This is a genomic window from Neisseria subflava, from assembly GCF_005221305.1.
Lineage (GTDB): Bacteria > Pseudomonadota > Gammaproteobacteria > Burkholderiales > Neisseriaceae > Neisseria > Neisseria subflava.
In genome coordinates this window covers 1,773,621-1,796,715 of record NZ_CP039887.1, presented here as the reverse complement: position 1 = coordinate 1,796,715, position 23,095 = coordinate 1,773,621, and the positions used below count along the sequence as shown (strand labels likewise).

General features: G+C 44.2%; 34 protein-coding genes and 1 CRISPR repeat array. Of the genes, 30 read left to right on the top strand and 4 right to left on the bottom strand.

Annotation, left to right across the window (positions count from 1 at the left end):
- Positions 1-83 precede the first annotated feature (83 nt).
- The 30 genes from tuf to rplQ all read left to right on the top strand — a co-directional run bounded on the left by tuf (position 84) and on the right by rplQ (position 15,278).
- Positions 84-1,268, top strand: coding sequence for an elongation factor Tu (gene tuf, locus FAH66_RS08795; protein WP_049350946.1), 1,185 nt, complete (start codon positions 84-86; stop codon positions 1,266-1,268).
- 17 nt (positions 1,269-1,285) lie between these two features.
- Positions 1,286-1,597, top strand: a complete 312-nt coding sequence (gene rpsJ / locus FAH66_RS08790) for a 30S ribosomal protein S10 (protein WP_002642322.1) — start codon at positions 1,286-1,288, stop codon at positions 1,595-1,597.
- 251 nt (positions 1,598-1,848) lie between these two features.
- Positions 1,849-2,493: a 50S ribosomal protein L3 gene (gene rplC / locus FAH66_RS08785; RefSeq protein WP_137041331.1), complete on the top strand. Its 645-nt coding sequence runs from the start codon at positions 1,849-1,851 to the stop codon at positions 2,491-2,493.
- Positions 2,493-3,113 carry a 50S ribosomal protein L4 gene (rplD, locus tag FAH66_RS08780; RefSeq protein WP_003684798.1) on the top strand — a complete coding sequence of 207 codons (621 nt, stop codon included), beginning with the start codon at positions 2,493-2,495 and terminating at the stop codon, positions 3,111-3,113. Before rplC ends, rplD begins: the two co-directional genes overlap by 1 nt.
- Entirely contained in the window at positions 3,110-3,424 is a 315-nt protein-coding gene (rplW, locus tag FAH66_RS08775; RefSeq protein WP_002243944.1) for a 50S ribosomal protein L23, read from the top strand. The genes rplD and rplW overlap by 4 nt, the downstream gene beginning before the upstream one ends.
- 5 nt (positions 3,425-3,429) lie before the next feature.
- Entirely contained in the window at positions 3,430-4,263 is an 834-nt protein-coding gene (rplB, locus tag FAH66_RS08770; protein ID WP_049350999.1) for a 50S ribosomal protein L2, read from the top strand.
- Positions 4,264-4,268: 5 nt separating this feature from the next.
- Positions 4,269-4,547: a 30S ribosomal protein S19 gene (rpsS, locus tag FAH66_RS08765; RefSeq protein WP_002215422.1), complete on the top strand. Its 279-nt coding sequence runs from the start codon at positions 4,269-4,271 to the stop codon at positions 4,545-4,547.
- 8 nt (positions 4,548-4,555) lie between these two features.
- A complete protein-coding gene (gene rplV, locus FAH66_RS08760; protein WP_003749277.1) occupies positions 4,556-4,885 on the top strand; it encodes a 50S ribosomal protein L22 in 330 nt (109 codons plus the stop codon).
- A gap of 9 nt (positions 4,886-4,894) precedes the next feature.
- Complete coding sequence (gene rpsC / locus FAH66_RS08755; protein ID WP_003684753.1) at positions 4,895-5,587, top strand: 30S ribosomal protein S3; 693 nt, start codon at positions 4,895-4,897, stop codon at positions 5,585-5,587.
- Positions 5,571-5,987 carry a 50S ribosomal protein L16 gene (gene rplP / locus FAH66_RS08750; protein WP_003684741.1) on the top strand — a complete coding sequence of 139 codons (417 nt, stop codon included), beginning with the start codon at positions 5,571-5,573 and terminating at the stop codon, positions 5,985-5,987. Before rpsC ends, rplP begins: the two co-directional genes overlap by 17 nt.
- On the top strand, positions 5,987-6,178 hold the full coding sequence (rpmC, locus tag FAH66_RS08745; RefSeq protein ID WP_003684705.1) for a 50S ribosomal protein L29: 192 nt from the start codon (positions 5,987-5,989) through the stop codon (positions 6,176-6,178). Before rplP ends, rpmC begins: the two co-directional genes overlap by 1 nt.
- Positions 6,178-6,441, top strand: a complete 264-nt coding sequence (gene rpsQ / locus FAH66_RS08740) for a 30S ribosomal protein S17 (RefSeq protein WP_003684766.1) — start codon at positions 6,178-6,180, stop codon at positions 6,439-6,441. Before rpmC ends, rpsQ begins: the two co-directional genes overlap by 1 nt.
- A 227-nt stretch (positions 6,442-6,668) precedes the next feature.
- Positions 6,669-7,037 carry a 50S ribosomal protein L14 gene (gene rplN, locus FAH66_RS08735; RefSeq protein ID WP_002215434.1) on the top strand — a complete coding sequence of 123 codons (369 nt, stop codon included), beginning with the start codon at positions 6,669-6,671 and terminating at the stop codon, positions 7,035-7,037.
- A gap of 11 nt (positions 7,038-7,048) precedes the next feature.
- Complete coding sequence (gene rplX / locus FAH66_RS08730) at positions 7,049-7,372, top strand: 50S ribosomal protein L24 (RefSeq protein WP_003684754.1); 324 nt, start codon at positions 7,049-7,051, stop codon at positions 7,370-7,372.
- Positions 7,373-7,381: 9 nt separating this feature from the next.
- Positions 7,382-7,921 (top strand): 50S ribosomal protein L5, encoded by a 540-nt coding sequence (gene rplE, locus FAH66_RS08725; RefSeq protein ID WP_003684750.1) that lies wholly within the window; start codon positions 7,382-7,384, stop codon positions 7,919-7,921.
- A 2-nt stretch (positions 7,922-7,923) separates the two neighbouring features.
- Positions 7,924-8,229, top strand: coding sequence for a 30S ribosomal protein S14 (gene rpsN / locus FAH66_RS08720; protein ID WP_003684736.1), 306 nt, complete (start codon positions 7,924-7,926; stop codon positions 8,227-8,229).
- 14 nt (positions 8,230-8,243) lie between these two features.
- Complete coding sequence (gene rpsH / locus FAH66_RS08715) at positions 8,244-8,636, top strand: 30S ribosomal protein S8 (RefSeq protein WP_063075320.1); 393 nt, start codon at positions 8,244-8,246, stop codon at positions 8,634-8,636.
- A 13-nt stretch (positions 8,637-8,649) separates the two neighbouring features.
- Positions 8,650-9,183 carry a 50S ribosomal protein L6 gene (gene rplF / locus FAH66_RS08710; protein ID WP_004464590.1) on the top strand — a complete coding sequence of 178 codons (534 nt, stop codon included), beginning with the start codon at positions 8,650-8,652 and terminating at the stop codon, positions 9,181-9,183.
- Positions 9,184-9,196: 13 nt separating this feature from the next.
- Positions 9,197-9,550, top strand: a complete 354-nt coding sequence (gene rplR / locus FAH66_RS08705; protein ID WP_003749287.1) for a 50S ribosomal protein L18 — start codon at positions 9,197-9,199, stop codon at positions 9,548-9,550.
- 17 nt (positions 9,551-9,567) lie between these two features.
- Positions 9,568-10,086, top strand: coding sequence for a 30S ribosomal protein S5 (rpsE, locus tag FAH66_RS08700; protein ID WP_003684704.1), 519 nt, complete (start codon positions 9,568-9,570; stop codon positions 10,084-10,086).
- Entirely contained in the window at positions 10,079-10,264 is a 186-nt protein-coding gene (gene rpmD / locus FAH66_RS08695; RefSeq protein ID WP_003684808.1) for a 50S ribosomal protein L30, read from the top strand. The genes rpsE and rpmD overlap by 8 nt, the downstream gene beginning before the upstream one ends.
- Before the next feature lies 1 nt (position 10,265).
- Positions 10,266-10,700 (top strand): 50S ribosomal protein L15, encoded by a 435-nt coding sequence (gene rplO, locus FAH66_RS08690; protein ID WP_049329187.1) that lies wholly within the window; start codon positions 10,266-10,268, stop codon positions 10,698-10,700.
- Positions 10,701-10,713: 13 nt separating this feature from the next.
- Positions 10,714-12,027 (top strand): preprotein translocase subunit SecY, encoded by a 1,314-nt coding sequence (gene secY, locus FAH66_RS08685; protein WP_049329188.1) that lies wholly within the window; start codon positions 10,714-10,716, stop codon positions 12,025-12,027.
- 4 nt (positions 12,028-12,031) lie between these two features.
- Positions 12,032-12,250: a translation initiation factor IF-1 gene (infA, locus tag FAH66_RS08680; protein WP_003684714.1), complete on the top strand. Its 219-nt coding sequence runs from the start codon at positions 12,032-12,034 to the stop codon at positions 12,248-12,250.
- A gap of 18 nt (positions 12,251-12,268) precedes the next feature.
- The gene (gene rpmJ, locus FAH66_RS08675; protein WP_003697674.1) at positions 12,269-12,382 is read left to right on the top strand and encodes a 50S ribosomal protein L36; all 114 of its coding nucleotides are present in this window, start codon (positions 12,269-12,271) and stop codon (positions 12,380-12,382) included.
- Positions 12,383-12,449: 67 nt separating this feature from the next.
- On the top strand, positions 12,450-12,812 hold the full coding sequence (gene rpsM / locus FAH66_RS08670; RefSeq protein ID WP_003749295.1) for a 30S ribosomal protein S13: 363 nt from the start codon (positions 12,450-12,452) through the stop codon (positions 12,810-12,812).
- Between the two features lie 19 nt (positions 12,813-12,831).
- On the top strand, positions 12,832-13,227 hold the full coding sequence (gene rpsK, locus FAH66_RS08665; RefSeq protein ID WP_002216249.1) for a 30S ribosomal protein S11: 396 nt from the start codon (positions 12,832-12,834) through the stop codon (positions 13,225-13,227).
- Between the two features lie 19 nt (positions 13,228-13,246).
- Positions 13,247-13,867 (top strand): 30S ribosomal protein S4, encoded by a 621-nt coding sequence (rpsD, locus tag FAH66_RS08660; protein WP_039863983.1) that lies wholly within the window; start codon positions 13,247-13,249, stop codon positions 13,865-13,867.
- 25 nt (positions 13,868-13,892) lie between these two features.
- Entirely contained in the window at positions 13,893-14,879 is a 987-nt protein-coding gene (locus FAH66_RS08655) for a DNA-directed RNA polymerase subunit alpha (RefSeq protein ID WP_137041330.1), read from the top strand.
- A 24-nt stretch (positions 14,880-14,903) separates the two neighbouring features.
- Positions 14,904-15,278, top strand: a complete 375-nt coding sequence (gene rplQ, locus FAH66_RS08650) for a 50S ribosomal protein L17 (RefSeq protein WP_003684792.1) — start codon at positions 14,904-14,906, stop codon at positions 15,276-15,278.
- A 46-nt stretch (positions 15,279-15,324) separates the two neighbouring features.
- Positions 15,325-16,680: direct repeats of the CRISPR family, unit length 36 nt; unit sequence GTTGTAGCTCCCTTTCTCATTTCGCAGTGCTACAAT.
- Between the two features lie 63 nt (positions 16,681-16,743).
- On the opposite strand, the gene cas2 is transcribed toward rplQ, so the two are convergent.
- From cas2 to FAH66_RS08630, 4 genes are all read right to left on the bottom strand, one after another.
- Positions 16,744-17,070: a CRISPR-associated endonuclease Cas2 gene (gene cas2, locus FAH66_RS08645; RefSeq protein ID WP_137041329.1), complete on the bottom strand. Its 327-nt coding sequence runs from the start codon at positions 17,068-17,070 to the stop codon at positions 16,744-16,746.
- On the bottom strand, positions 17,063-17,977 hold the full coding sequence (cas1, locus tag FAH66_RS08640; protein WP_137041328.1) for a type II CRISPR-associated endonuclease Cas1: 915 nt from the start codon (positions 17,975-17,977) through the stop codon (positions 17,063-17,065). Before cas1 ends, cas2 begins: the two co-directional genes overlap by 8 nt.
- Before the next feature lie 65 nt (positions 17,978-18,042).
- Complete coding sequence (gene cas9, locus FAH66_RS08635) at positions 18,043-21,288, bottom strand: type II CRISPR RNA-guided endonuclease Cas9 (RefSeq protein WP_137041327.1); 3,246 nt, start codon at positions 21,286-21,288, stop codon at positions 18,043-18,045.
- Between the two features lie 269 nt (positions 21,289-21,557).
- The gene (locus FAH66_RS08630) at positions 21,558-22,982 is read right to left on the bottom strand and encodes an alanine/glycine:cation symporter family protein (RefSeq protein WP_137041326.1); all 1,425 of its coding nucleotides are present in this window, start codon (positions 22,980-22,982) and stop codon (positions 21,558-21,560) included.
- Between the last annotated feature and the right edge of the window lie 113 nt (positions 22,983-23,095).

The window sequence follows — 23,095 nt, the reverse complement described above, 5'->3', positions numbered from 1 at the left end:
AGAAAAGGCCGTCTGAAACTGAAAATAAATTTTCAGACGGCCATTGTTCTTTAATCGATCTTTATATGTAAAGGAATTAGCTCATGGCTAAGGAAAAATTTGAACGTAGCAAACCGCACGTAAACGTTGGCACCATCGGTCACGTTGACCATGGTAAAACCACTCTGACTGCTGCTTTGACTACTATTTTGGCTAAAAAATTCGGTGGCGCTGCAAAAGCTTACGACCAAATCGACAACGCTCCTGAAGAAAAAGCTCGTGGTATTACCATTAATACCTCACACGTAGAATACGAAACTGAAACCCGTCACTACGCACACGTAGACTGCCCGGGCCACGCCGACTACGTTAAAAACATGATTACCGGTGCTGCCCAAATGGACGGCGCGATCTTGGTATGTTCCGCAGCTGATGGTCCTATGCCACAAACTCGCGAACACATCCTGTTGGCTCGCCAAGTAGGTGTACCTTACATCATCGTATTCATGAACAAATGCGACATGGTTGACGATGCCGAGCTGTTGGAACTGGTTGAAATGGAAATCCGTGACTTGTTGTCAAGCTACGACTTCCCAGGCGACGACTGCCCAATCGTACAAGGTTCTGCACTGAAAGCTTTGGAAGGTGATGCTGCTTACGAAGAAAAAATCTTCGAATTGGCTGCTGCCTTGGACAGCTACATCCCAACACCTGAGCGTGCAGTGGACAAACCTTTCTTGTTGCCTATCGAAGACGTATTCTCTATCTCTGGCCGTGGTACGGTAGTAACCGGTCGTGTAGAGCGCGGTATCATCCACGTTGGTGACGAGATCGAAATCGTAGGTCTGAAAGACACCCAAAAAACCACTTGTACCGGTGTTGAAATGTTCCGCAAACTGCTGGACGAAGGTCAAGCAGGTGACAACGTAGGCGTATTGCTGCGTGGTACTAAACGTGAAGACGTAGAGCGTGGTCAAGTATTGGCTAAACCAGGTACTATCACTCCTCACACCAAATTCAAAGCAGAAGTATACGTATTGAGCAAAGAAGAGGGTGGTCGTCACACTCCATTCTTCGCTAACTACCGTCCACAATTCTACTTCCGTACTACTGACGTAACTGGTGCAGTTACTTTGGAAGAAGGCGTAGAAATGGTAATGCCAGGTGAGAACGTAACCATTACTGTAGAACTGATTGCGCCTATCGCTATGGAAGAAGGTCTACGCTTTGCAATTCGCGAAGGTGGTCGTACCGTAGGTGCGGGTGTGGTTTCTTCTGTAATCGCTTAATTGAGGGATATTGATAAATGGCAAACCAAAAAATCCGTATCCGCCTGAAAGCTTATGATTACAGTCTGATTGACCGTTCCGCACAAGAAATCGTTGAAACTGCCAAACGTACTGGCGCTGTTGTTAAAGGTCCAATTCCTTTACCAACTAAAATCGAACGTTTCAACATCTTGCGTTCTCCTCACGTGAACAAAACTTCTCGTGAACAATTGGAAATCCGTACCCACTTGCGTCTGATGGACATCGTGGACTGGACTGACAAAACTACTGATGCACTGATGAAACTGGATCTTCCAGCAGGTGTAGATGTAGAAATTAAAGTTCAATAAGAACTGAAAAACCGAACAGCTTAGCTGTTCGGTTTTTTATAGAATTCTTAGGCCGTCTGAAAATTTTCAGATATTTGGTAACACTTCATCCGAAAAAAATGATGGGTTTAAGAAGTTAAATTGAAATTTTTGTTGATATTTCTTTGATTTGTCAATTATAATGGCGGACTTGGTACATCCGTATCAAGTTTAACTTTGTCTGAAAGGCAGGCCAATCGTAGCCCGCCCCTTTACTTAAAAGGAAAATAATCATGGCTTTAGGTCTGGTTGGACGCAAAGTTGGTATGACTCGCGTGTTCGATGAACAGGGTGTTTCTGTTCCGGTAACTGTTTTGGATATGTCTGCCAACCGCGTTACACAAGTGAAATCCAAAGATACTGACGGCTACACTGCTGTACAAGTTACCTTTGGTCAGAAAAAAGCTAATCGTGTCAACAAAACTGAAGCTGGTCACTTTGCTAAAGCAGGTGTTGAAGCTGGTCGTGGTTTGGTTGAATTTGCTTTGACTGAAGAAAAACTGGCTGAATTGAAAGCCGGTGATGAAATTACCGTTTCTATGTTTGAAGTTGGTCAATTGGTAGATGTAACCGGCACCTCTAAAGGTAAAGGTTTCTCTGGTACGATCAAACGTCATAACTTCGGTGCTCAACGTACTTCCCACGGTAACTCCCGTTCTCACCGTGTTCCTGGTTCTATCGGTATGGCACAAGACCCTGGTCGCGTGTTCCCTGGTAAACGTATGGCAGGTCAATACGGTAACACTAAAGCAACTGTTCAAAAATTGGAAGTTGTGCGTGTTGATGCTGAACGCCAACTCTTGTTGGTTAAAGGTGCTGTTCCGGGTTCGGTTAACAGCGACGTCGTGGTTCGTCCTAGCGTGAAAGTAGGTGCGTAATGGAATTGAAAGTAATTGACGCTAAAGGACAAGTATCTGGCAGCTTGGCTGTTTCTGATGCTTTGTTTGCTCGTGAATACAATGAAGCTCTGGTTCACCAACTGGTTACTGCTTACTTGGCAAATGCCCGTTCTGGTAATCGTGCTCAAAAAACTCGTGCCGAAGTAAACCACTCTACTAAAAAACCATGGCGCCAAAAAGGTACCGGTCGTGCTCGTTCCGGTATGACTTCTTCTCCGCTGTGGCGTAAAGGTGGTCGTGCATTCCCAAACAAACCTGATGAAAACTTCACTCAAAAAGTGAACCGTAAAATGTACCGTGCCGGTATGGCGACTATTTTGTCCCAATTGGCTCGTGATGAACGTTTGTTTGCAATCGAAGCATTGACTGCTGAAACTCCTAAAACTAAAGTTTTTGCTGAACAAGTGAAAAATTTGGGTTTGGAGCAAGTTCTGTTTGTAACTAAACAGCTCGACGAGAATGTTTACTTGGCTTCACGCAACTTGCCTAACGTATTGGTTTTGGAAGCTCAACAAGTTGATCCTTACAGCTTGCTGCGTTACAAAAAAGTCGTTATCACTAAAGATGCAGTTGCACAATTAGAGGAGCAATGGGTATGAATCAACAACGTTTGACTCAAGTAATCTTGGCACCTATCGTTTCTGAGAAAAGCAACGTATTGGCTGAAAAACGTAACCAAATGACGTTTAAAGTTTTGGCAAATGCAACCAAACCTGAAATTAAAGCGGCTGTTGAGCTGCTGTTCGGAGTTCAAGTTGCAGACGTTACTACTGTTACCATTAAAGGTAAAGTTAAACGTTTTGGTCGCACTTTAGGTCGTCGCAGCGATGTTAAAAAGGCTTATGTGAGTCTGGCTGCCGGTCAAGAGTTGGATTTGGAAGCCGCTGCTGCAGCTGCAGATAAGGAATAAACAAAATGGCAATCGTTAAAATGAAGCCGACCTCTGCAGGCCGTCGCGGCATGGTTCGCGTGGTAACAGAAGGTTTGCACAAAGGTGCACCTTATGCACCTCTGCTGGAAAAGAAAAATTCTACTGCCGGTCGTAACAACAATGGTCATATCACTACCCGTCATAAAGGTGGTGGCCATAAACATCATTACCGCATCGTAGATTTTAAACGTAACAAAGATGGTATCCCTGCAAAAGTAGAGCGTATCGAATATGACCCTAACCGTACTGCATTTATCGCACTGTTGTGCTATGCAGATGGCGAGCGTCGCTACATCATTGCTCCACGTGGTATTCAAGCCGGTGCAGTATTGGTTTCCGGTGCTGAAGCTGCTATCAAAGTAGGTAACACTCTGCCGATCCGCAATATTCCTGTTGGTACAACTATTCACTGTATCGAAATGAAACCAGGTAAAGGTGCACAAATTGCACGTTCTGCTGGTGCTTCTGCGGTATTGCTTGCAAAAGAAGGTGCTTACGCACAAGTTCGTTTGCGTTCTGGTGAAGTGCGCAAAATTAGCGTAAATTGCCGTGCAACTATCGGTGAAGTTGGTAACGAAGAACAAAGCCTGAAAAAAATCGGTAAAGCTGGTGCTAACCGCTGGCGTGGTATTCGTCCGACCGTTCGTGGTGTTGTAATGAACCCTGTTGATCACCCACATGGTGGTGGTGAAGGCCGTACTGGTGAGGCTCGCGAACCGGTTAGCCCATGGGGTACTCCTGCTAAGGGCTACCGCACTCGTAATAACAAACGCACGGATAACATGATTGTTCGTCGTCGTTACTCAAATAAAGGTTAATTAGTATGGCTCGTTCATTAAAAAAAGGCCCATATGTAGACCTGCATTTGCTGAAAAAAGTAGATGCTGCTCGTGCAAGCAACGACAAACGCCCAATTAAAACTTGGTCACGTCGTTCTACCATTTTGCCTGATTTCATCGGTCTGACTATCGCTGTTCACAACGGTCGCACTCACGTGCCTGTGTTCATCAGCGACAACATGGTTGGTCATAAATTAGGTGAGTTCTCATTGACCCGTACCTTTAAAGGCCACTTGGCTGATAAAAAGGCTAAAAAGAAATAAGGTGAATCATGAGAGTAAGTGCACAACATAAAAACGCCCGTATTTCAGCTCAAAAAGCTCGTTTGGTAGCTGATTTGATTCGTGGTAAAGACGTTGCCCAAGCTTTGAATATCTTGGCATTCAGCCCTAAAAAAGGTGCTGAGCTGATTAAAAAAGTGTTGGAATCAGCAATCGCCAATGCCGAGCACAATAATGGTGCTGACATTGACGAACTGAAAGTGGTAACTATCTTTGTTGACAAAGGCCCAAGCTTGAAACGTTTCCAAGCTCGTGCCAAAGGTCGCGGTAACCGCATCGAGAAACAAACTTGTCATATTAACGTGACAGTGGGCAACTAAGGAAAAGCTATGGGACAAAAGATTAACCCTACAGGCTTTCGCCTGGCGGTAACTAAAGACTGGGCTTCAAAATGGTTTGCTAAAAGCACCGACTTTTCTACTGTTTTGAAACAAGATATTGATGTTCGTAATTACTTGCGTAAAAAACTGGCCAATGCTTCAGTTGGTCGCGTAGTAATCGAGCGTCCTGCTAAATCTGCACGTATTACCATTCACTCTGCTCGTCCAGGTGTGGTTATTGGTAAAAAAGGCGAGGATATCGAAATTTTGAAACGTGACTTGCAAGCTCTGATGGGTGTGCCTGTTCATGTAAATATTGAAGAGATTCGTCGTCCTGAATTGGATGCGCAAATCATTGCTGATGGTATTGCCCAGCAGCTTGAAAAACGTGTTCAATTCCGTCGTGCTATGAAACGTGCAATGCAAAATGCAATGCGTTCTGGTGCTAAAGGCATCAAGATCATGACTTCAGGCCGTCTGAATGGTGCTGATATCGCTCGTAGTGAATGGTACCGTGAAGGTCGTGTACCTTTACATACTTTGCGTGCGAACGTAGATTATGCAACTAGCGAAGCACACACTACTTATGGTGTACTGGGTCTGAAAGTTTGGGTTTATACAGAAGGTAATATTAAATCTTCTAAACCTGAGCATGAGAAGAAACAAAGAAAGGCAGGTGGACGTAATGCTGCAGCCAACTAGACTGAAATATCGCAAGCAACAAAAAGGTCGTAACACCGGTATTGCTACTCGCGGTAACAAAGTAAGTTTCGGTGAGTTCGGTTTGAAAGCCGTAGGCCGTGGTCGTTTGACTGCCCGTCAAATCGAAGCTGCTCGTCGTACTATGACTCGCCATATTAAACGTGGTGGTCGTATTTGGATTCGTGTATTCCCTGATAAACCAATTACTGAGAAACCTATCCAAGTTCGTATGGGTGGCGGTAAAGGTAATGTGGAATATTACATTGCTGAAGTTAAACCAGGCAAAGTATTGTACGAAATGGACGGTGTTCCTGAGTCTTTGGCTCGTGAAGCATTTGAATTGGCCGCTGCCAAATTGCCTATTCCTACAACCTTTGTAGTAAGACAGGTGGGTCAATAATGAAAGCAAATGAATTGAAAGACAAATCCATTGAGCAATTAAACTCTGATTTGTTGGACTTGTTGAAAGCTCAGTTTGGCTTACGCATGCAAAATGCAACCGGTCAGTTGGGTAAATCTAGCGAGTTGAAACGTGTACGTCGCGATATTGCTCGTATTAAAACCATTTTAACTGAAAAAGGTGCTAAGTAATGAGCGAAGCTAAAAATGTTCGTACTTTGCAAGGCAAAGTGGTAAGCGACAAAATGGACAAAACTGTTACAGTATTGGTTGAACGTAAAGTTAAACATCCTCTGTACGGTAAAATTATTCGTTTATCAACTAAAATCCATGCTCATGATGAAAACAATCAATATGGCATTGGTGATGTAGTGGTAATCGAGGAATCTCGTCCTTTGTCAAAAACCAAGTCTTGGGTTGTAAAAGAATTGGTTGAGAAAGCCCGTACTGTTTGATTTAAAACACAGTAATGTAGCTTAATAAGAAACGAAGTCTTGCAGCAAAGTTAATTTGCGTGTAAACTTCGTTTCTTATCTTCCAGCTTCTTATGGAAGTTTCTCTCCCTTCGGGATCCAAGACTGGTTTACTAGAACCGTGATGGTTTCATTTAATAAGCAGCTTAAAGTAAGGTGCGAGTTATATGAAAGTGGTAAATTAAGTTGGTTAATTTAAAGGTACTAATATGATTCAAATGCAGACCATCTTAGATGTGGCTGATAACTCTGGTGCGCGTCGCGTAATGTGCATCAAAGTATTGGGCGGATCTAAGCGTCGCTACGCTTCTGTTGGCGACATTATTAAAGTTGCAGTTAAAGATGCAGCCCCACGTGGTCGTGTCAAAAAAGGTGATGTATACAATGCGGTAGTTGTTCGTACTGCTAAGGGTGTACGTCGTCCTGATGGTGCGTTAATTAAATTCGATAACAATGCTGCTGTGTTGTTGAATAATAAACTTGAACCTCTGGGTACCCGTATTTTTGGTCCGGTAACCCGTGAATTGCGTACTGAGCGATTTATGAAAATCGTTTCATTGGCGCCTGAAGTATTATAAGGAATAGCGCGATGAATAAAATCATTAAAGGCGATCAGGTTGTAGTGATTACCGGTAAAGATAAAGGTAAGCAAGGTCAAGTAGTTCGAGTGTTGGGTGATAAAGTTGTTGTTGAGGGGGTTAATGTTGTGAAGCGCCATCAAAAACCTAATCCAATGCGTGGTATTGAGGGTGGCATTATTACTAAAGAAATGCCTTTGGATATTTCTAATATTGCAATCCTGAATCCGGAAACTAATAAAGCAGACCGTGTTGGTATTAAGCTGATTGAAAATGAAGGCAAAGTTAAACGCGTTCGTTTCTTCAAATCAAATGGCTCTATCATTGGAGCATAAGGAGATAACATGGCTCGTTTGAGAGAGTTTTATAAAGATACAGTTGTTCCTGAATTGGTTAAACAATTTGGTTACAAATCAGTAATGGAAGTTCCACGTATTGAAAAAATCACCTTGAATATGGGTGTGGGTGAAGCTGTTGCTGATAAAAAAGTTATGGAACACGCTGTTTCTGATTTAGAGAAAATTGCTGGTCAAAAACCAGTTGTTACTGTTGCTCGTAAATCTATCGCAGGTTTTAAAATCCGTGATAACTATCCAGTTGGTTGCAAAGTAACATTGCGTCGTGATCAAATGTTTGAATTCTTGGATCGTTTGATTACTATTGCGTTGCCTCGTGTACGTGACTTCCGTGGTGTAAGCGGTAAATCATTTGATGGTCGTGGCAATTACAATATGGGCGTTCGTGAGCAAATTATTTTCCCGGAAATTGAATACGATAAAATCGATGCTTTGCGTGGTTTGAATATTACTATTACAACTACTGCAAAAACTGATGAAGAAGCGAAAGCTTTGTTGTCACTGTTCAAGTTTCCGTTTAAAGGATAATCATGGCTAAGAAAGCACTTATTAATCGTGAGCTGAAACGTCAAGCATTGGCGAAAAAGTTTGCAGCTAAACGTGAGGCAATTTTCGCTGTTATTAATGATGCTAATGCGACTGAAGAAGAACGTTTTGAAGCACGTTTGAAATTTCAATCCATTCCTCGTAATGCAGCACCTGTACGTCAACGTCGTCGTTGTGCTTTAACAGGTCGTCCTCGTGGCACTTTCCGTAAATTTGGTTTGGGCCGTATTAAAATCCGTGAAATCGCTATGCGTGGCGAGATCCCTGGTGTTGTTAAAGCTAGCTGGTAATAGGAGTATAAATAATGAGTATGCATGATCCTATTTCCGATATGTTGACTCGTATTCGCAATGCGCAACGTGCTAATAAAGCAGTAGTTGCCATGCCTTCCTCTAAACTGAAATGTGCAATTGCAAAAGTTTTGAAAGAAGAAGGTTATATCGAGGATTTTGCGGTTTCTGCTGATGCAAAACCGGTATTGGAAATTCAATTGAAATACTATGCAGGTCGTCCCGTGATTGAGCAAATTAAACGTGTTTCACGTCCAGGTTTGCGTATTTACAAAGCATCAAGTGAGATCCCTAGCGTAATGAATGGCCTGGGTGTCGCTATTGTTAGTACTTCTAAAGGTGTAATGACTGATCGCAAAGCCCGCTCTGAGGGTGTTGGTGGTGAGTTGTTGTGCATCGTAGCCTAGTGGAGAAAAGTAAATGTCACGCGTCGCAAAAAACCCAGTGACTGTTCCTGCTGGTGTAGAAGTAAAATTCGGAACAGATGCATTGGTTATCAAAGGTAAAAACGGTGAATTGTCTTTTCCTTTGCATTCCGATGTTGCTATTGAACTGAACGATGGTAAATTGACTTTTGCTGCAAAAAATGACAGTAAACAGGCTAATGCTATGTCTGGTACTGCTCGTGCATTGGTTAATAACATGGTTAAGGGTGTCTCTGAAGGTTTTGAGAAAAAACTTCAATTGATTGGTGTGGGTTATCGTGCCCAAGCTCAAGGTAAAGTTTTGAACTTGTCTTTGGGTTTCTCTCATCCAATCGTATACGAAATGCCTGAAGGTGTTTCTGTTCAAACTCCTAGCCAAACAGAAATCGTTTTGACTGGTGCAGATAAACAAGTGGTTGGCCAAGTCGCTGCTGAAATTCGTGCATTCCGTTCTCCTGAGCCTTATAAAGGTAAAGGTGTTCGTTATGTAGGTGAAGTAGTAGTGATGAAAGAAGCCAAGAAAAAATAATTGAGGTTCACTAATGGATAAACATACAACCCGACTCCGTCGTGCACGCAAAACCCGTGCGCGTATTGCGGACTTGAAAATGGTAAGATTATGTGTGTTCCGCAGCAATAATCATATTTATGCTCAAGTAATTAGTGCTGAAGGTGATAAAGTATTGGCTCAAGCCTCTACATTGGAAGCTGAAGTACGTAGTAGCCTGAAATCAGGTAGCAACGTTGAAGCAGCAGCTGTAGTTGGTAAGCGTATTGCTGAAAAAGCTAAAGCAGTGGGTGTTGAAAAAGTTGCTTTTGACCGTTCAGGTTTCCAATATCACGGTCGTGTGAAAGCTTTGGCTGAAGCTGCACGTGAAAATGGTTTAAGCTTCTAATATTTGGAGACTTTCAGATGGCAAAACATGAAATTGAAGAACGCGGTGACGGCCTGATTGAAAAGATGGTCGCTGTTAATCGCGTAACTAAAGTAGTTAAAGGTGGCCGTATCATGGCTTTCTCAGCACTGACTGTTGTTGGTGATGGTGATGGTCGCATTGGTATGGGCAAAGGTAAATCAAAAGAAGTACCGGTTGCTGTTCAAAAAGCAATGGATCAAGCTCGACGCTCTATGATTAAGGTACCTTTGAAAAATGGTACTATTCATCATGAGGTTATTGGTCGTCATGGTGCTACTAAAGTATTTATGCAACCTGCTAAAGAAGGTAGCGGTGTAAAAGCTGGTGGTCCAATGCGTTTAGTATTTGATGCTATGGGGATCCATAACATCTCAGCTAAAGTACATGGTTCTACTAATCCTTACAATATTGTACGCGCTACATTAGACGGTTTGTCTAAACTGTATACCCCTGCTGATATTGCTGCTAAACGTGGCTTGACAGTAGAAGATATTTTGGGAGCTAACCATGACTGAGCAAAAAAAGATTAAAGTTACATTGGTTAAGAGCCTGATCGGTACAATTGAATCTCATCGTGCATGTGCTCGTGGTTTAGGTTTGCGCCGCCGTGAACATACTGTAGAGGTTTTGGATACCCCTGAAAACCGTGGCATGATCAATAAAATCAGCTACTTGTTGAAAGTGGAGTCTTAATATGTTTTTGAATACTATTCAACCTGCTGAGGGTGCTACTCACGCTAGTCGTCGTGTAGGCCGTGGTATTGGTAGTGGCTTGGGTAAAACAGGTGGTCGTGGTCATAAAGGTCAAAAAAGCCGTTCTGGTGGCTTCCACAAGGTAGGTTTTGAAGGCGGTCAAATGCCTTTGCAACGCCGTCTGCCGAAACGTGGTTTCAAATCTTTGACTGCTGCCGCTAATGCTGAAGTTCGTTTGAGTGAATTAAATCTGATTGCTGTGAACGAGATTGATGTCTTGGTTCTTAAACAAGCTGGTCTGATTCCTGTAACTGCTTCTAGTGTAAAAGTTATTGCTTCTGGTGAAATCTCAAAAGCAGTTACCTTGAAAGGTGTAAAAGCTACTAAAGGTGCTAAAGCTGCTATTGAGGCTGCCGGTGGTAAAGTAGAAGAATAAGGCTTGCACTACAGTGGCTAATCAACAATCTTTATCGGGATTATCCAAATTTGGTGATCTGAAAAAACGTCTGGCATTCCTTTTAGGTGCTTTAGTCGTTTTCCGTATTGGTGCTCATATACCGGTACCGGGCGTAGATGCTGTTGCATTAGCTAAGTTATACGAAGGCGCTGCAAACGGCATATTCGGAATGTTAAATATGTTCTCGGGTGGTTCGTTGGAGCGCTTTAGTATATTTGCAATTGGTATCATGCCTTATATTTCGGCATCGATTATTGTTCAGCTTGCTTCTGAAATTGTTCCTTCTTTAAAAGCTTTAAAGAAGGAAGGTGAGGCTGGTAGGAAAATAATTACGAAATATACTAGGTATGGGACGGTATTATTGGCTGTATTGCAAAGCTTTGGTGTTGCAACATTTGTTTATCTGCAAGGTGTTGTTGTAACGAGTTCGCTTGAGTTTCATATTTCTACAGTAGTCTGTTTGGTTACAGGTACTATGTTTCTGATGTGGTTAGGGGAGCAAATTACCGAGCGTGGTATTGGTAATGGTATTTCTTTAATTATTACAGCAGGCATTGTATCGGGTATTCCATCCGGTATTGTTCGGATGTTAACTTTGACTGAACAAGGCTCTATGAGTATGTTGATGGCGGTATCAATTGTGATTGGTATTTTGCTGTTGATCTATGCTGTAGTTTATTTTGAGAGTGCTCAGCGTAAAGTTCCTGTGCATTATGCTAAAAGACAGTTTGGCTCTGGAATGATGCCGGGACAAAGCATTCATATGCCGTTCAAGCTAAATATGGCAGGTGTTATTCCTCCTATTTTCGCTTCCAGTATCATTTTATTTCCATCTACACTTTTAGGGTGGTTTGGTTCAAATAGTACGAATTCTGTTCTTCATAAGGTTGCTGCAATGCTGCAACACGGACAGCCTTTGTATATTGTATTATTTGCCACAACTATCATCTTCTTCTGCTATTTCTATACTGCTTTAGTATTTAGCCCTAAAGAGATGGCTGAAAATTTGAAGAAGAGTGGTGCATTTGTACCGGGTATTCGCCCAGGTGAGCAAACCTCTAGATATTTGGAAAAAGTTGTACTGAGACTGACATTATTTGGTGCTTTGTATATCACTACAATCTGTCTGATACCTGAATTTTTAACGACGGCATTGAAAGTTCCTTTCTATTTAGGTGGAACATCTCTGCTTATTTTGGTTGTCGTTACAATTGATTTTAGGACACAAATCAATTCATATAGAATGAGTAGTCAGTATGAAGACTTGATAAGTCGTCCAGATATGAAATCTTTGTCACGTAAGTAGGCTTATGGCTAAAGAAGATACCATACAGATGCAGGGCGAAATCCTTGAGACTTTGCCCAATGCAACATTTAAAGTAAAACTGGAAAATGATCATGTAGTACTTGGTCATATATCTGGCAAAATGCGGATGCACTATATTCGTATTTCTCCAGGTGATAAGGTAACAGTTGAATTAACTCCTTATGATTTAACCCGTGCTCGGATTGTTTTCCGAGCAAGATAAACGATAAAAGGAAATAAAATGCGTGTACAACCTTCTGTAAAGAAAATTTGTCGCAATTGCAAGATTATTCGTCGTAATCGTGTAGTTCGCGTAATTTGTACTGACCCACGTCACAAACAACGTCAAGGTTAAGAAGCTAGTTTTCTTAACTATTGATTTTGTGGTATAGTGACATACTTTGCCCTAAAAAGGAAAAAATATGGCTCGTATTGCAGGGGTAAATATCCCTAATAATGCCCATATCGTAATTGGCCTTCAGGCTATTTATGGTATTGGTGCGACTCGTGCTAAATTGATTTGTGAGGCAGCAAATATTGCTCCTACTACTAAAGCAAAAGATTTGGACGAGGCTCAATTAGACGCTTTGCGTGAGCAAGTTGCTAAATATGAAGTTGAAGGTGATTTGCGTCGTGAAGTAACGATGAGCATTAAACGACTAATGGATATGGGTTGCTATCGCGGCTTCCGTCATCGTCGTGGCTTGCCTTGTCGTGGTCAACGCACTCGCACAAATGCTCGTACCCGTAAAGGTCCGCGCAAAGCGATTGCCGGTAAGAAATAAATTTTAAGGAATTTGATTAATGGCTAAAGCAAACACAGCTTCGCGTGTACGTAAAAAAGTACGTAAAACCGTAAGCGAAGGTATTGTGCACGTTCATGCATCTTTCAACAATACCATCATTACAATCACTGACCGTCAAGGCAATGCATTGTCTTGGGCTACCTCTGGCGGCGCTGGTTTTAAAGGTTCTCGTAAAAGTACACCATTTGCAGCACAAGTTGCAGCAGAAGCAGCTGGTAAAGTTGCCCAAGAGTATGGCGTTAAAAATTTAGAAGTCCGCATTAAAGGCCCTGGCCCTGGTCGCGAATCTTCTGTACGTGCTTTAAACGCTCTTGGTTTCAAGATTACCAGCATTACTGACGTTACCCCGTTGCCTCATAACGGTTGCCGTCCGCCTAAAAAACGTCGTATTTAATATTGGAGTGATTTAAAACATGGCACGTTATATTGGCCCTAAATGTAAATTAGCACGTCGCGAAGGTACGGATCTGTTTTTGAAGAGTGCACGTCGCTCTTTGGATTCCAAATGTAAAATGGATTCTGCACCTGGTCAACACGGTGCGAAAAAACCACGTTTGTCAGACTACGGTTTGCAATTACGTGAAAAACAAAAAATCCGTCGTATTTATGGCGTATTAGAGCGTCAATTCCGTCGTTACTTCGCAGAAGCAGCTCGTCGTAAAGGCTCTACCGGTGAATTGCTGTTGCAATTGCTGGAGTCTCGTTTGGACAATGTCGTTTACCGTATGGGTTTTGGCTCTACTCGCGCCGAAGCACGTCAATTGGTTTCTCACAAAGCTATCGTCGTAAACGGTCAGGTTGTTAATATCCCTTCTTTCCAAGTTAAAGCAGGTGATGTTGTAGCTGTTCGTGAAAAAGCTAAGAAACAAGTACGTATCCAAGAAGCATTGAGCCTGGCTACTCAAATTGGCTTGCCAAGCTGGGTATCTGTTGATGCCGACAAATTGGAAGGCGTATTCAAAAATATGCCGGATCGCTCAGAATTGTCTGGCGATATTAATGAACAGCTGGTGGTAGAGTTCTACTCTAAATAATGCTAGCTCAATGAGGGACAGTTAAATGCAAAATAGCACAACCGAATTTTTGAAACCTCGTCAAATCGATGTAGATACTTTGTCTTCCACACGGGCCAAGGTGTCTATGCAGCCATTTGAACGTGGTTTTGGTCATACTTTAGGTAATGCTTTGCGTCGTATCTTACTGTCATCCATGAATGGCTTTGCCCCAACTGAAGTAGTTATTTCTGGGGTGTTGCACGAATACTCTACTATTGATGGTGTTCAAGAGGATGTTGTTGACGTTCTCTTGAACATTAAAGGTATCGTATTCAAGCTTCACGGTCGTAACCAAATTCAGTTAACTTTGAAAAAAACAGGTGCCGGTGCTGTTGTAGCCGGTGATATTGATTTGCCACACGATGTGGAAATCATCAATCCTGAACATGTTATTTGCCACTTGTCCGACAATGGTCAAATCGACATGGAAATTAAAGTAGAGCAAGGTCGTGGTTATCAATCTGTTTCAGGCCGTCGCGTATTGCGTGATGAGAATAAACAGATTGGTGCGATTCAGTTGGATGCGAGCTTTTCGCCCATCAGTCGTGTTAGCTTTGAAGTTGAACCTGCACGCGTAGAGCAACGCACGGATTTGGATAAATTGGTTTTGGATATTGAAACCAATGGTTCTATTGATCCAGAAGAAGCTGTACGTAGTGCCGCACGTATCTTAATTGACCAAATGTCTATTTTTGCAGATCTGCAAGGTACTCCGGTTGAAGAGGTTGAAGAAAAAGCGCCTCCTATCGATCCTATCTTGCTGCGTCCTGTAGATGATTTGGAATTAACCGTACGTTCAGCTAATTGTCTGAAAGCTGAAGATATTTACTATATTGGCGATTTGATTCAACGTACTGAAACTGAGCTTCTCAAGACCCCTAATTTGGGTCGTAAATCTTTGAATGAGATCAAAGAAGTGTTGGCCTCTAAAGGTCTGACATTAGGTTCCAAATTAGAAGCTTGGCCGCCTGTAGGCTTAGAAAAGCCGTAAGTTTGAAGATTAAAGGATAATGACATGCGTCATCGTAATGGCAACCGCAAATTAAACCGTACTAGCAGCCACCGTGCTGCGATGCTGCGCAATATGGCGAATTCCTTGTTGACTCACGAAACCATCGTGACAACTTTGCCTAAAGCAAAAGAATTGCGCCGCGTAGTTGAGCCCTTGATTACCTTGGGTAAAAAACCTTCTTTGGCAAACCGTCGTTTGGCTTTTGACCGCACTCGCGATCGTGATGTTGTAGTTAAATTGTTTGACGAATTGGGTCCACGCTTTGCTGCTCGTAACGGCGGCTACGTTCGTGTACTGAAATACGGTTTCCGTAAAGGCGACAATGCTCCTTTGGCATTGGTTGAATTGGTTGATAAAGCAGCTGATTCTGCTGAATAAGCAAATTAATATGAAAGCACTACCTGTTTAGGTGGTGCTTTTTTATTTGGATAGACCCTTTCTCATTTCGCAGTGCTACAATTTCGTTTTTATCGGCAAATCCGACGCGGATATTGTAGCTCCCTTTCTCATTTCGCAGTGCTACAATGAACCATTCCGTACTCGTCCATCAAATCCAGTTGTAGCTCCCTTTCTCATTTCGCAGTGCTACAATCGGAAAACAACGGCACCGAGCCCATGCGGTGTTGTAGCTCCCTTTCTCATTTCGCAGTGCTACAATACGCTGGCACAAGTCAAAGCCGCGCGCGCAGTTGTAGCTCCCTTTCTCATTTCGCAGTGCTACAATCGGCTTCAGGATGATGTCTTTATCGGATGGGTTGTAGCTCCCTTTCTCATTTCGCAGTGCTACAATTACCATCTACCAGCTTGGACGGCCAGAAGTGTTGTAGCTCCCTTTCTCATTTCGCAGTGCTACAATCGCTATTCAGACGCTGAACGCTGCCGCGCAGTTGTAGCTCCCTTTCTCATTTCGCAGTGCTACAATTTTCACTGTTAATTGCTCTACATACCAACAGTTGTAGCTCCCTTTCTCATTTCGCAGTGCTACAATTAACATCACACAAACGTGTTTCAGTCTCACGTTGTAGCTCCCTTTCTCATTTCGCAGTGCTACAATTTTATCAGTTTCCATTTCTAAAAATTTTTCGTTGTAGCTCCCTTTCTCATTTCGCAGTGCTACAATTCGGCTTGGTATCGCTGGATTACGAGCCGGGTTGTAGCTCCCTTTCTCATTTCGCAGTGCTACAATAAAAAAGCGAAAACCCCCGAATCGGGGGCTGTTGTAGCTCCCTTTCTCATTTCGCAGTGCTACAATTGAATACATCGTCCGCGCATCTATGGTTCTGTTGTAGCTCCCTTTCTCATTTCGCAGTGCTACAATCTCCTCGGCATGGGGCAGGCGGCTGTGATGGTTGTAGCTCCCTTTCTCATTTCGCAGTGCTACAATCTTGATATTCAGTCCTATACAAACACTGCTGTTGTAGCTCCCTTTCTCATTTCGCAGTGCTACAATTTTTTTCACAGGACGGATCAATTGTCGAAAGTTGTAGCTCCCTTTCTCATTTCGCAGTGCTACAATTTTCAGTTATTCAGGATGGTGTCAAATGGCGTTGTAGCTCCCTTTCTCATTTCGCAGTGCTACAATTTATTGGTATATCGTTAATACCAGCTTAGGGTTGTAGCTCCCTTTCTCATTTCGCAGTGCTACAATCTTCATTGAGAGCCGTATGAGTCCTTATACGTTGTAGCTCCCTTTCTCATTTCGCAGTGCTACAATATAGACATGACGACAAAGCAAAACAGAAAGGTTGTAGCTCCCTTTCTCATTTCGCAGTGCTACAATACCTAAACGGGAAACTCTTATTCTATAAGGGTTTCCCGTTTTATTTGGTCTGAAAAATAGGGCTTAAAATAATAATAGTTGGTCGGAATTTACCCTTTTTTCTTGGGTTTTCAGCTCTCCCAATAGTAGTTTCATGGTGGCATATTGCTTTTCTGTTACTTCCAAACAGCGGATTGACCCTTCTTGCGGTAGGTTTGCACATAGCCTGTTGTGGTGTTTTTGCAACGAATCTCGACCTTTGACAATACGGCTGTATATGGAAAGTTGGAGCATTTGGTATCCATCTTTTAATAGAAACTGGCGGAATTGATTGGCGGCTTTGCGCTTGGCCGCTGTGGTGACTGGTAGGTCGAAGAAGACGATAATCCTCATAAATTTGGCCTCACTCATATTGGTATTCTTTCAATGGCAAGATTTCAGGTAGTTTCAGCTGTTTGGCGTTTTTGTCGGTTACGCTGGCTTGAAATGAAGAAATCATTTTGTCGATGGCAGCCAAGGTGCTGAAATGTTGCCGTTCGATGCAGATTTGACAGTGAAGGGTCTTGATAAGGTTTTGTTTGATGTTGGGGGTCAGATCAGTTTTCAGACGGCCTTGTTCATGCAAATGTATAACGACCAGGTCGGCCAATGGGCGTAAGGGTTCGATAAAGTCATCAGCGAGGTTGAATGGATTTAGTTCGCTTCTATGAAACAAGCCTAATGCAGGCAACCAGCCATATAAGGTCAGGGCGCGTGCGACTGCGGCACGGAGTACGGCGTAGGTGTAGTTCAATGCGGCATTGACGGCATTGTTGTCATTACGGGTAAATTTTTCTCCAAAGAGGGCTTGGAAGTAGAGGGCGGCAGCTTGGGCTTCACGGTTTCCTGTATCGCCTGAACGGACTTCAACTGCCAAAGTGCGTAACCGTTTGGCTGCAAGATCATTGCCTGTTTCGTCTGCGACAAATGCTTGGTTCAGGATTTTTTGGCGGACGATATGTTGCCAGAATTGCTTTTTTAAAGGTTCGCTTATATTCAGCTGTAGTTTGAGGATTTTGAGTTGGCGGTGATATTGGGCATAAGGCAGCCATTGTCCGCAGGGCAGGAACTGTTCGTCACATGTCAGTAAGGTTGCGCCATATTCGGCTAAGGCTGATAGGAGCGGGGCAGTAATCAGGGTTTCGCGGTTTTCGATGATAATAACGGCGATGTCTTCTAATGGTACGGTGTGGGACTCGCCGTTTTGTTGAATCAGCAGTTGCCGGCGTTGCAAGGATAGTTTGCCGCCGTTTTGAATAAGCAGGCTGCGCCAAGTCATGTTTTCCCCTTATTTTGATATAAAAAATCCCTGCTTCAGGCCGTCTGAAACAGGGATAGATTAATTTAACGGACAGGCGGGCGTTTTTTCAGACGGCATGGTCTGATTTCTTTGCCGAGTTCGTCGATTTGGTATTTTTGGAATGAAAGAGCGGTTTTGACACCAATACCTTCCAGTATTCCATTTTTGCCAATTTTATGATCAAGATCATGAATGCGTATATTAATATTACCTGTGCCTCGATGGCAGCTGGCAAAGTAACCAAATATCCTAGCTTTTTTTGTTATTACTTCAATTAAATCATTAGGGTGTAATGAGAATTTAAAGTTAAAACTATCATCAATAAGTTGCCAATCTTCTTCATCTTTAAAAGCGATAATAGCCCTATCCGGCAAAATCCCTTTCGCTACCTGCCAACTGTAAATCGGAACCAGATAATACTTGCCGCCTTTCTCAAACACATCTACGCGCACCATGGTTGCATTGTCGGCAATACCGTTATGGTTGCGCACCCATACGCCGGTTTTCTGTACTTGCTCTACACGTACGGCTTTTACCTGTTGGGTGCGGTTGCCTGCTTTATCGTATTTGTAAAACGGCTCGGCAAAGGCTTTGGTAGGATCGTCTTTATGTGCTTCCAAACGTGCTTTCAGTCCTTCGCATAGCTTAGGTTCGCGCTCCCGATTGACCATTTTTTCCAAGTCTTTCAGTTTTAATTGTGTCAGCGGTACGCGCAACACGCTGATGCCTTCGTCCAGTCGTTTGGCGGATTTGACGGTCTCCATATGGCCTTGCCCGCTCATCTTCCGATTGGGCGCGCGTGAAACAAACAGTGGCGTAACGTATTCGTGCACGGCTTCGGGGCGAGAAGATAATTTTTCTGCGAGCAGGGTACGCAGTTTTTCGGGGGTATCCGCTTCTTCAAATTCGGATTTGCCGTCCGGTTTGCCGAAGACGCGAATCATGACTTCTTGTGCGAAAAATTCCCAAGGTTGCGGGAAGTGTGCTTTTTGATGCAGCACTTCTCCTGTTTCTTTATCTATGGTTTTGCCGTCAAACGCGTTCATCTCTTTATAGCGTACAAAACGGGTAATTTTCTGCTGCATGGCAACGGTCGAGCAGGCAACGACGACGGCGTCCAAGGCGTGATGGCGGTCGTTTTCCGCACGCACTTTGCGCAATCCCCAAAAGCCGCGCAACAGATTGGTAATTTGTCCGTTGGATGCAAAGACACGTCTTTTCCCTTTACCTGTCAGCAGCATATGGTCGGCAACGAATTGGCACAGGAAACGGTTGACGTAGCGCGTATCGTTCAGATTGCGTTCTTTAAAGCCATCTTCATCGAATTTTTGCAGCAGAATCCGTTGTTTTTTACTGCGTGGGAAACGGCTGGTTTCGACACGCGCTTTAAATTCCTGCCATTCGCGGCTGTTGTCTTTGCCGTTGAAGTATTCGTAAGGGGTTTGGTTGCCTTTGTTTTGGTTTTCGCTGCCCAATACCAGCACTTTATTGTTGAAACTGTCGTCCCATGTGCGCGAGAACGGCAGGGCATGGTCGATTTCGACATAGCCTTTTTCGTTCAGACGGCCTAAGTTGATTTCTTTGCCCGAATACAGGCATTTGCCGTGTTGTTGCTCGTACAGGCGCAGTTTCAGAATATCTTTGGATTTGGGTTCGCCGACAAAATTGGGGAAATACTCTCGGAATTCGGCGGCGGCTTTTTCACGGTCTTTACGGTTTTCTTCTTGGCGTTTTTCGATTTCTTTGCGGTCTTTAAACGATTTTCCTACTTCCCTTGCTGTTTCAATATGGATACGGGCAGGGGAGCCGTAACGCCGAACCACGCTGTTAATGACTTTCCGTGCTTGAGATAAGGCGCGCAAGACGACGGGGTTGCGGATTTCGTCGGCGGGAATCGGCGGCAGATAAAGCATTTCCTCCGAATTTTTCTCGCCATAATGATCCCCGTAGGTTTCAGCGCAGGCTTCATCGTAACGTTTGCCTTGTTCCATCAGCGGCACGATTCGGCGCAACGCTTTCAAAGAAATTTGAACGAACTTGTCGAAGCTGATGTGTTTCAACAGTGCATCCAAGATTTCAGGTTGCAAGCAGCCTTTCAGACGACCTGTAATATCCTCATCTGTTTTAAACAGGGAGAATGCCGTACCGATTTCATCCTGCAATTCGGGGGAAAGGCTCAACGGAGATTTTTTGTCTTTCAAACCTTCTTTTTCCAGCGCACGGCGGATGGCGTGGTAAGCCTTCATTTCCATCAGCGTTGCCGATTCGGCATTGTCTTTGCCGTAACGCAAACCTTTGAAAAATGCCGTATCGTCCAATCCCAGCAGTTCTCGTGCTTTTGCATAAGTTAGCTTATTTTTATAAGGCATATCTATAAGCGTGGCACGTTCGGTATCAGTCAGCGGACGCTCGCTGCCTTGCTCTAAAATACGCAGGTTGTTCAGCTTGGTCAGCCAGATGAAACGTTCGGCGGTATAGGTGTTTTTAGCGGCTTTCGGCTCTGTCGGCTCAAAGGTGCAATACCCCAACATTTTTTGAACAGCATCGCCAGACAGGGCAGGGCGTTGCGCCATCAGCAGGGTTTCAATACCTTCTTTAAGGCCGTCTGAAATATGCGGATTGCCGAATTCTTTTTGTTTTTCAAACAGTAAATTCAGCTCCGCCTGCAAATCTTTGCGGCTGAACGTATGCGAATAATCGCCGCGCTGGTTGCGGATATGGCCGCTTTCTTCCTCAAATTTATTTAAAGCCAATTCGGCCGGTGTGCGGAATTTGCCTGTCTGTAAGGCATGGGCATTGTCGGCTACGCCTTTAAGTAAAGCGCCAAGCTCCTTATCGGCAGTTTTGTCCTCGTTTTTTCTTTGCGACAAATAGCCGCGGTGTTTGATTAAATGTAGTAAGACTGCCGACCACTCTAAAGGCGTCAGTTTGCGGTCTAATGCGGCTATACGAAGTTGCCATGGTGTATTCGGTAAGGATTTAATCAAGCCGTTTTCATCAAAATCGGCAGCCTGTAATACGCCCTCGCGTTTCAATAGGCGACGGGCCCGAAGCAGGCGGTGGGCGCGACGGCGGGTCAGGTGGCGGACGCTGCGTGCCAAGCGTCTTGCCGCTGCGAGAGAGTCGCCTGTTTTCGGTACTTCTGCACGCTCAAATACGCGCACGCCCAAATCAATCAGGCGGATGGGGTTTTCTTCTTCGTCAATTTCTACCATCGCCCAGCCGACGGATGCGATGCCGATATCGAGGCCGAGGATGTAGTTGATTGGATTGGGTTTGAATGCAGCCATCAGTTTCTCCGTAATATGATGTTTAGTAAGTATAAATATATCCTAGGTAAGTATTATCATGCAAATGAAATGCTTGACTGGGTGCCGATTTGGAATTAGAATTTGGACATATTGTTGCACTGCGAAATGAGAAACGTTGCTACAATAAGGCCGTCTGAAAAGATGTGCCGCAACGCTCTGCCCCTTAAGGCTTCGGCTTTAAGGGGCATCGTTTTGTCTAAATGGCAGGGATTAAAAAGGCCGTCTGAAATTTCAGACGGCCTTTGGTGTTACCAGATATCGGATTTGATTTTGCGTTTCAAGCCTGGGTGCTCAGAGAGTTTGAACTCTGGGTCTTTGCCCATTTTCAGCTTGGCTGTGTAGTCTTTCAACAGCAGGAAGGCAAGTGGGGACAGGAGTAGGATGGCGACGAGGTTAATCCATGCCATGATGCCCATGGCCATGTCTGCCATATCCCATACCAAGGGTACGTTGGCAACTGCGCCGAAGTATACCCATGCCAAAACCAGCATACGGAAAATGGCGGTAACCAGCCAATGGCTCTTGATGAATTGGACGTTGGACTCGGCATAGGCATAGTTGCCGATAACGGTTGAAAAGGCAAACATAAATAGGATGACGGCAAGGAAGCCCGCGCCCCATTTGCCTACCTGGCTGACGATTGCCGCTTGGGTCAGCGCCGCACCGCTCAGGTCTCCGTAAGGCTGTTGATAGGTCAAGATGATAAAGGCGGTGCATGAGCAGACGATGATGGTATCGACGAAAACGCCCAGCATTTGAATCATGCCTTGGGAGACGGGGTGCTTCACTTCGGCTGCGGCTGCGGCGTTCGGCGCGGAACCCATACCCGCTTCATTGGAATACAGGCCGCGTTTGATACCCTGCATCATGGTGGTCGAAATCAGACCGCCGAGGAAACCGCCTGCAGCCGAATCGAAGTTGAACGCGTTGGAAAAAATCTGACCGAACACTTCAGGAATCAGGGAAATATTGGTAACAATGATGAAGAGTGCTATGACGAGATATAAAACCGCCATCAGCGGGACGATGATTTCCGCGGCTTTGGATACGCGGCGGATACCGCCGAAGATAATCGGGGCAGTCAGAATGACCAGAGCGACGCCGACATAGTGTTGATCCCAGCCCCATGCCGCTTTGGTGGTATCGGCGATGGTATTGGTCTGTACGGCTTCAAATACAAAGCCGAAACAGAAAATTAGACTCAGGGCGAATAAAACGCCCAGCCATTTTTGTCCCAGGCCTTGAGTGATGTAGTAGGCAGGGCCGCCGCGGAAGTGGTGGTTGTCGTAGTCCCGGATTTTAAAGAGTTGAGCCAGTGAAGATTCGACAAACGCCGAACTCATGCCGATTAAGGCGGTTACCCACATCCAGAACACCGCGCCCGGTCCGCCGAGTTTGATGGCAATCGCCACGCCGGCGATGTTGCCCACGCCTACGCGGCTGGCCAAGCCGGTAACGAATGCTTGGAACGGTGTAATTCCGTGCGGATCATCACCTTGTTTGCGTCCACCCAACATTTCTTTGATACTGCGGCCGAAGAGGCGGAATTGTACAAAACCGGTGGTAACGGTGAAAAAGAGGCCTGCGCCTAAAAGCATATATACCAACCCCGACCACATTGGGTCGTTGATGGCGTTTACCCAGCCGTGAAGCTGTTCAAAAAATTGATCCATACAAACCTTTCAGAATTTCTGCATTTTCAGACGGCCTGTGTGTGGAGGCTGTCTGTAACTGGATGTATTCTAGCAGACTGTCAACAAACTGAAAAACGTTTACATATTCTTTT

Bases quoted from the DNA above. Each gene is read 5' to 3' on its own strand.
- tuf (WP_049350946.1), top strand. From the start codon at position 84: ATGGCTAAGGAAAAATTTGAACGTAGCAAACCGCACGTAAACGTTGGC.
- rpsJ (WP_002642322.1), top strand. From the start codon at position 1,286: ATGGCAAACCAAAAAATCCGTATCCGCCTGAAAGCTTATGATTACAGT.
- rplC (WP_137041331.1), top strand. From the start codon at position 1,849: ATGGCTTTAGGTCTGGTTGGACGCAAAGTTGGTATGACTCGCGTGTTC.
- rplD (WP_003684798.1), top strand. From the start codon at position 2,493: ATGGAATTGAAAGTAATTGACGCTAAAGGACAAGTATCTGGCAGCTTG.
- rplW (WP_002243944.1), top strand. From the start codon at position 3,110: ATGAATCAACAACGTTTGACTCAAGTAATCTTGGCACCTATCGTTTCT.
- rplB (WP_049350999.1), top strand. From the start codon at position 3,430: ATGGCAATCGTTAAAATGAAGCCGACCTCTGCAGGCCGTCGCGGCATG.
- rpsS (WP_002215422.1), top strand. From the start codon at position 4,269: ATGGCTCGTTCATTAAAAAAAGGCCCATATGTAGACCTGCATTTGCTG.
- rplV (WP_003749277.1), top strand. From the start codon at position 4,556: ATGAGAGTAAGTGCACAACATAAAAACGCCCGTATTTCAGCTCAAAAA.
- rpsC (WP_003684753.1), top strand. From the start codon at position 4,895: ATGGGACAAAAGATTAACCCTACAGGCTTTCGCCTGGCGGTAACTAAA.
- rplP (WP_003684741.1), top strand. From the start codon at position 5,571: ATGCTGCAGCCAACTAGACTGAAATATCGCAAGCAACAAAAAGGTCGT.
- rpmC (WP_003684705.1), top strand. From the start codon at position 5,987: ATGAAAGCAAATGAATTGAAAGACAAATCCATTGAGCAATTAAACTCT.
- rpsQ (WP_003684766.1), top strand. From the start codon at position 6,178: ATGAGCGAAGCTAAAAATGTTCGTACTTTGCAAGGCAAAGTGGTAAGC.
- rplN (WP_002215434.1), top strand. From the start codon at position 6,669: ATGATTCAAATGCAGACCATCTTAGATGTGGCTGATAACTCTGGTGCG.
- rplX (WP_003684754.1), top strand. From the start codon at position 7,049: ATGAATAAAATCATTAAAGGCGATCAGGTTGTAGTGATTACCGGTAAA.
- rplE (WP_003684750.1), top strand. From the start codon at position 7,382: ATGGCTCGTTTGAGAGAGTTTTATAAAGATACAGTTGTTCCTGAATTG.
- rpsN (WP_003684736.1), top strand. From the start codon at position 7,924: ATGGCTAAGAAAGCACTTATTAATCGTGAGCTGAAACGTCAAGCATTG.
- rpsH (WP_063075320.1), top strand. From the start codon at position 8,244: ATGAGTATGCATGATCCTATTTCCGATATGTTGACTCGTATTCGCAAT.
- rplF (WP_004464590.1), top strand. From the start codon at position 8,650: ATGTCACGCGTCGCAAAAAACCCAGTGACTGTTCCTGCTGGTGTAGAA.
- rplR (WP_003749287.1), top strand. From the start codon at position 9,197: ATGGATAAACATACAACCCGACTCCGTCGTGCACGCAAAACCCGTGCG.
- rpsE (WP_003684704.1), top strand. From the start codon at position 9,568: ATGGCAAAACATGAAATTGAAGAACGCGGTGACGGCCTGATTGAAAAG.
- rpmD (WP_003684808.1), top strand. From the start codon at position 10,079: ATGACTGAGCAAAAAAAGATTAAAGTTACATTGGTTAAGAGCCTGATC.
- rplO (WP_049329187.1), top strand. From the start codon at position 10,266: ATGTTTTTGAATACTATTCAACCTGCTGAGGGTGCTACTCACGCTAGT.
- infA (WP_003684714.1), top strand. From the start codon at position 12,032: ATGGCTAAAGAAGATACCATACAGATGCAGGGCGAAATCCTTGAGACT.
- rpmJ (WP_003697674.1), top strand. From the start codon at position 12,269: ATGCGTGTACAACCTTCTGTAAAGAAAATTTGTCGCAATTGCAAGATT.
- rpsM (WP_003749295.1), top strand. From the start codon at position 12,450: ATGGCTCGTATTGCAGGGGTAAATATCCCTAATAATGCCCATATCGTA.
- rpsK (WP_002216249.1), top strand. From the start codon at position 12,832: ATGGCTAAAGCAAACACAGCTTCGCGTGTACGTAAAAAAGTACGTAAA.
- rpsD (WP_039863983.1), top strand. From the start codon at position 13,247: ATGGCACGTTATATTGGCCCTAAATGTAAATTAGCACGTCGCGAAGGT.
- FAH66_RS08655 (WP_137041330.1), top strand. From the start codon at position 13,893: ATGCAAAATAGCACAACCGAATTTTTGAAACCTCGTCAAATCGATGTA.
- rplQ (WP_003684792.1), top strand. From the start codon at position 14,904: ATGCGTCATCGTAATGGCAACCGCAAATTAAACCGTACTAGCAGCCAC.
- cas2 (WP_137041329.1), bottom strand. From the start codon at position 17,070: ATGAGTGAGGCCAAATTTATGAGGATTATCGTCTTCTTCGACCTACCA.
- cas1 (WP_137041328.1), bottom strand. From the start codon at position 17,977: ATGACTTGGCGCAGCCTGCTTATTCAAAACGGCGGCAAACTATCCTTG.
- cas9 (WP_137041327.1), bottom strand. From the start codon at position 21,288: ATGGCTGCATTCAAACCCAATCCAATCAACTACATCCTCGGCCTCGAT.
- FAH66_RS08630 (WP_137041326.1), bottom strand. From the start codon at position 22,982: ATGGATCAATTTTTTGAACAGCTTCACGGCTGGGTAAACGCCATCAAC.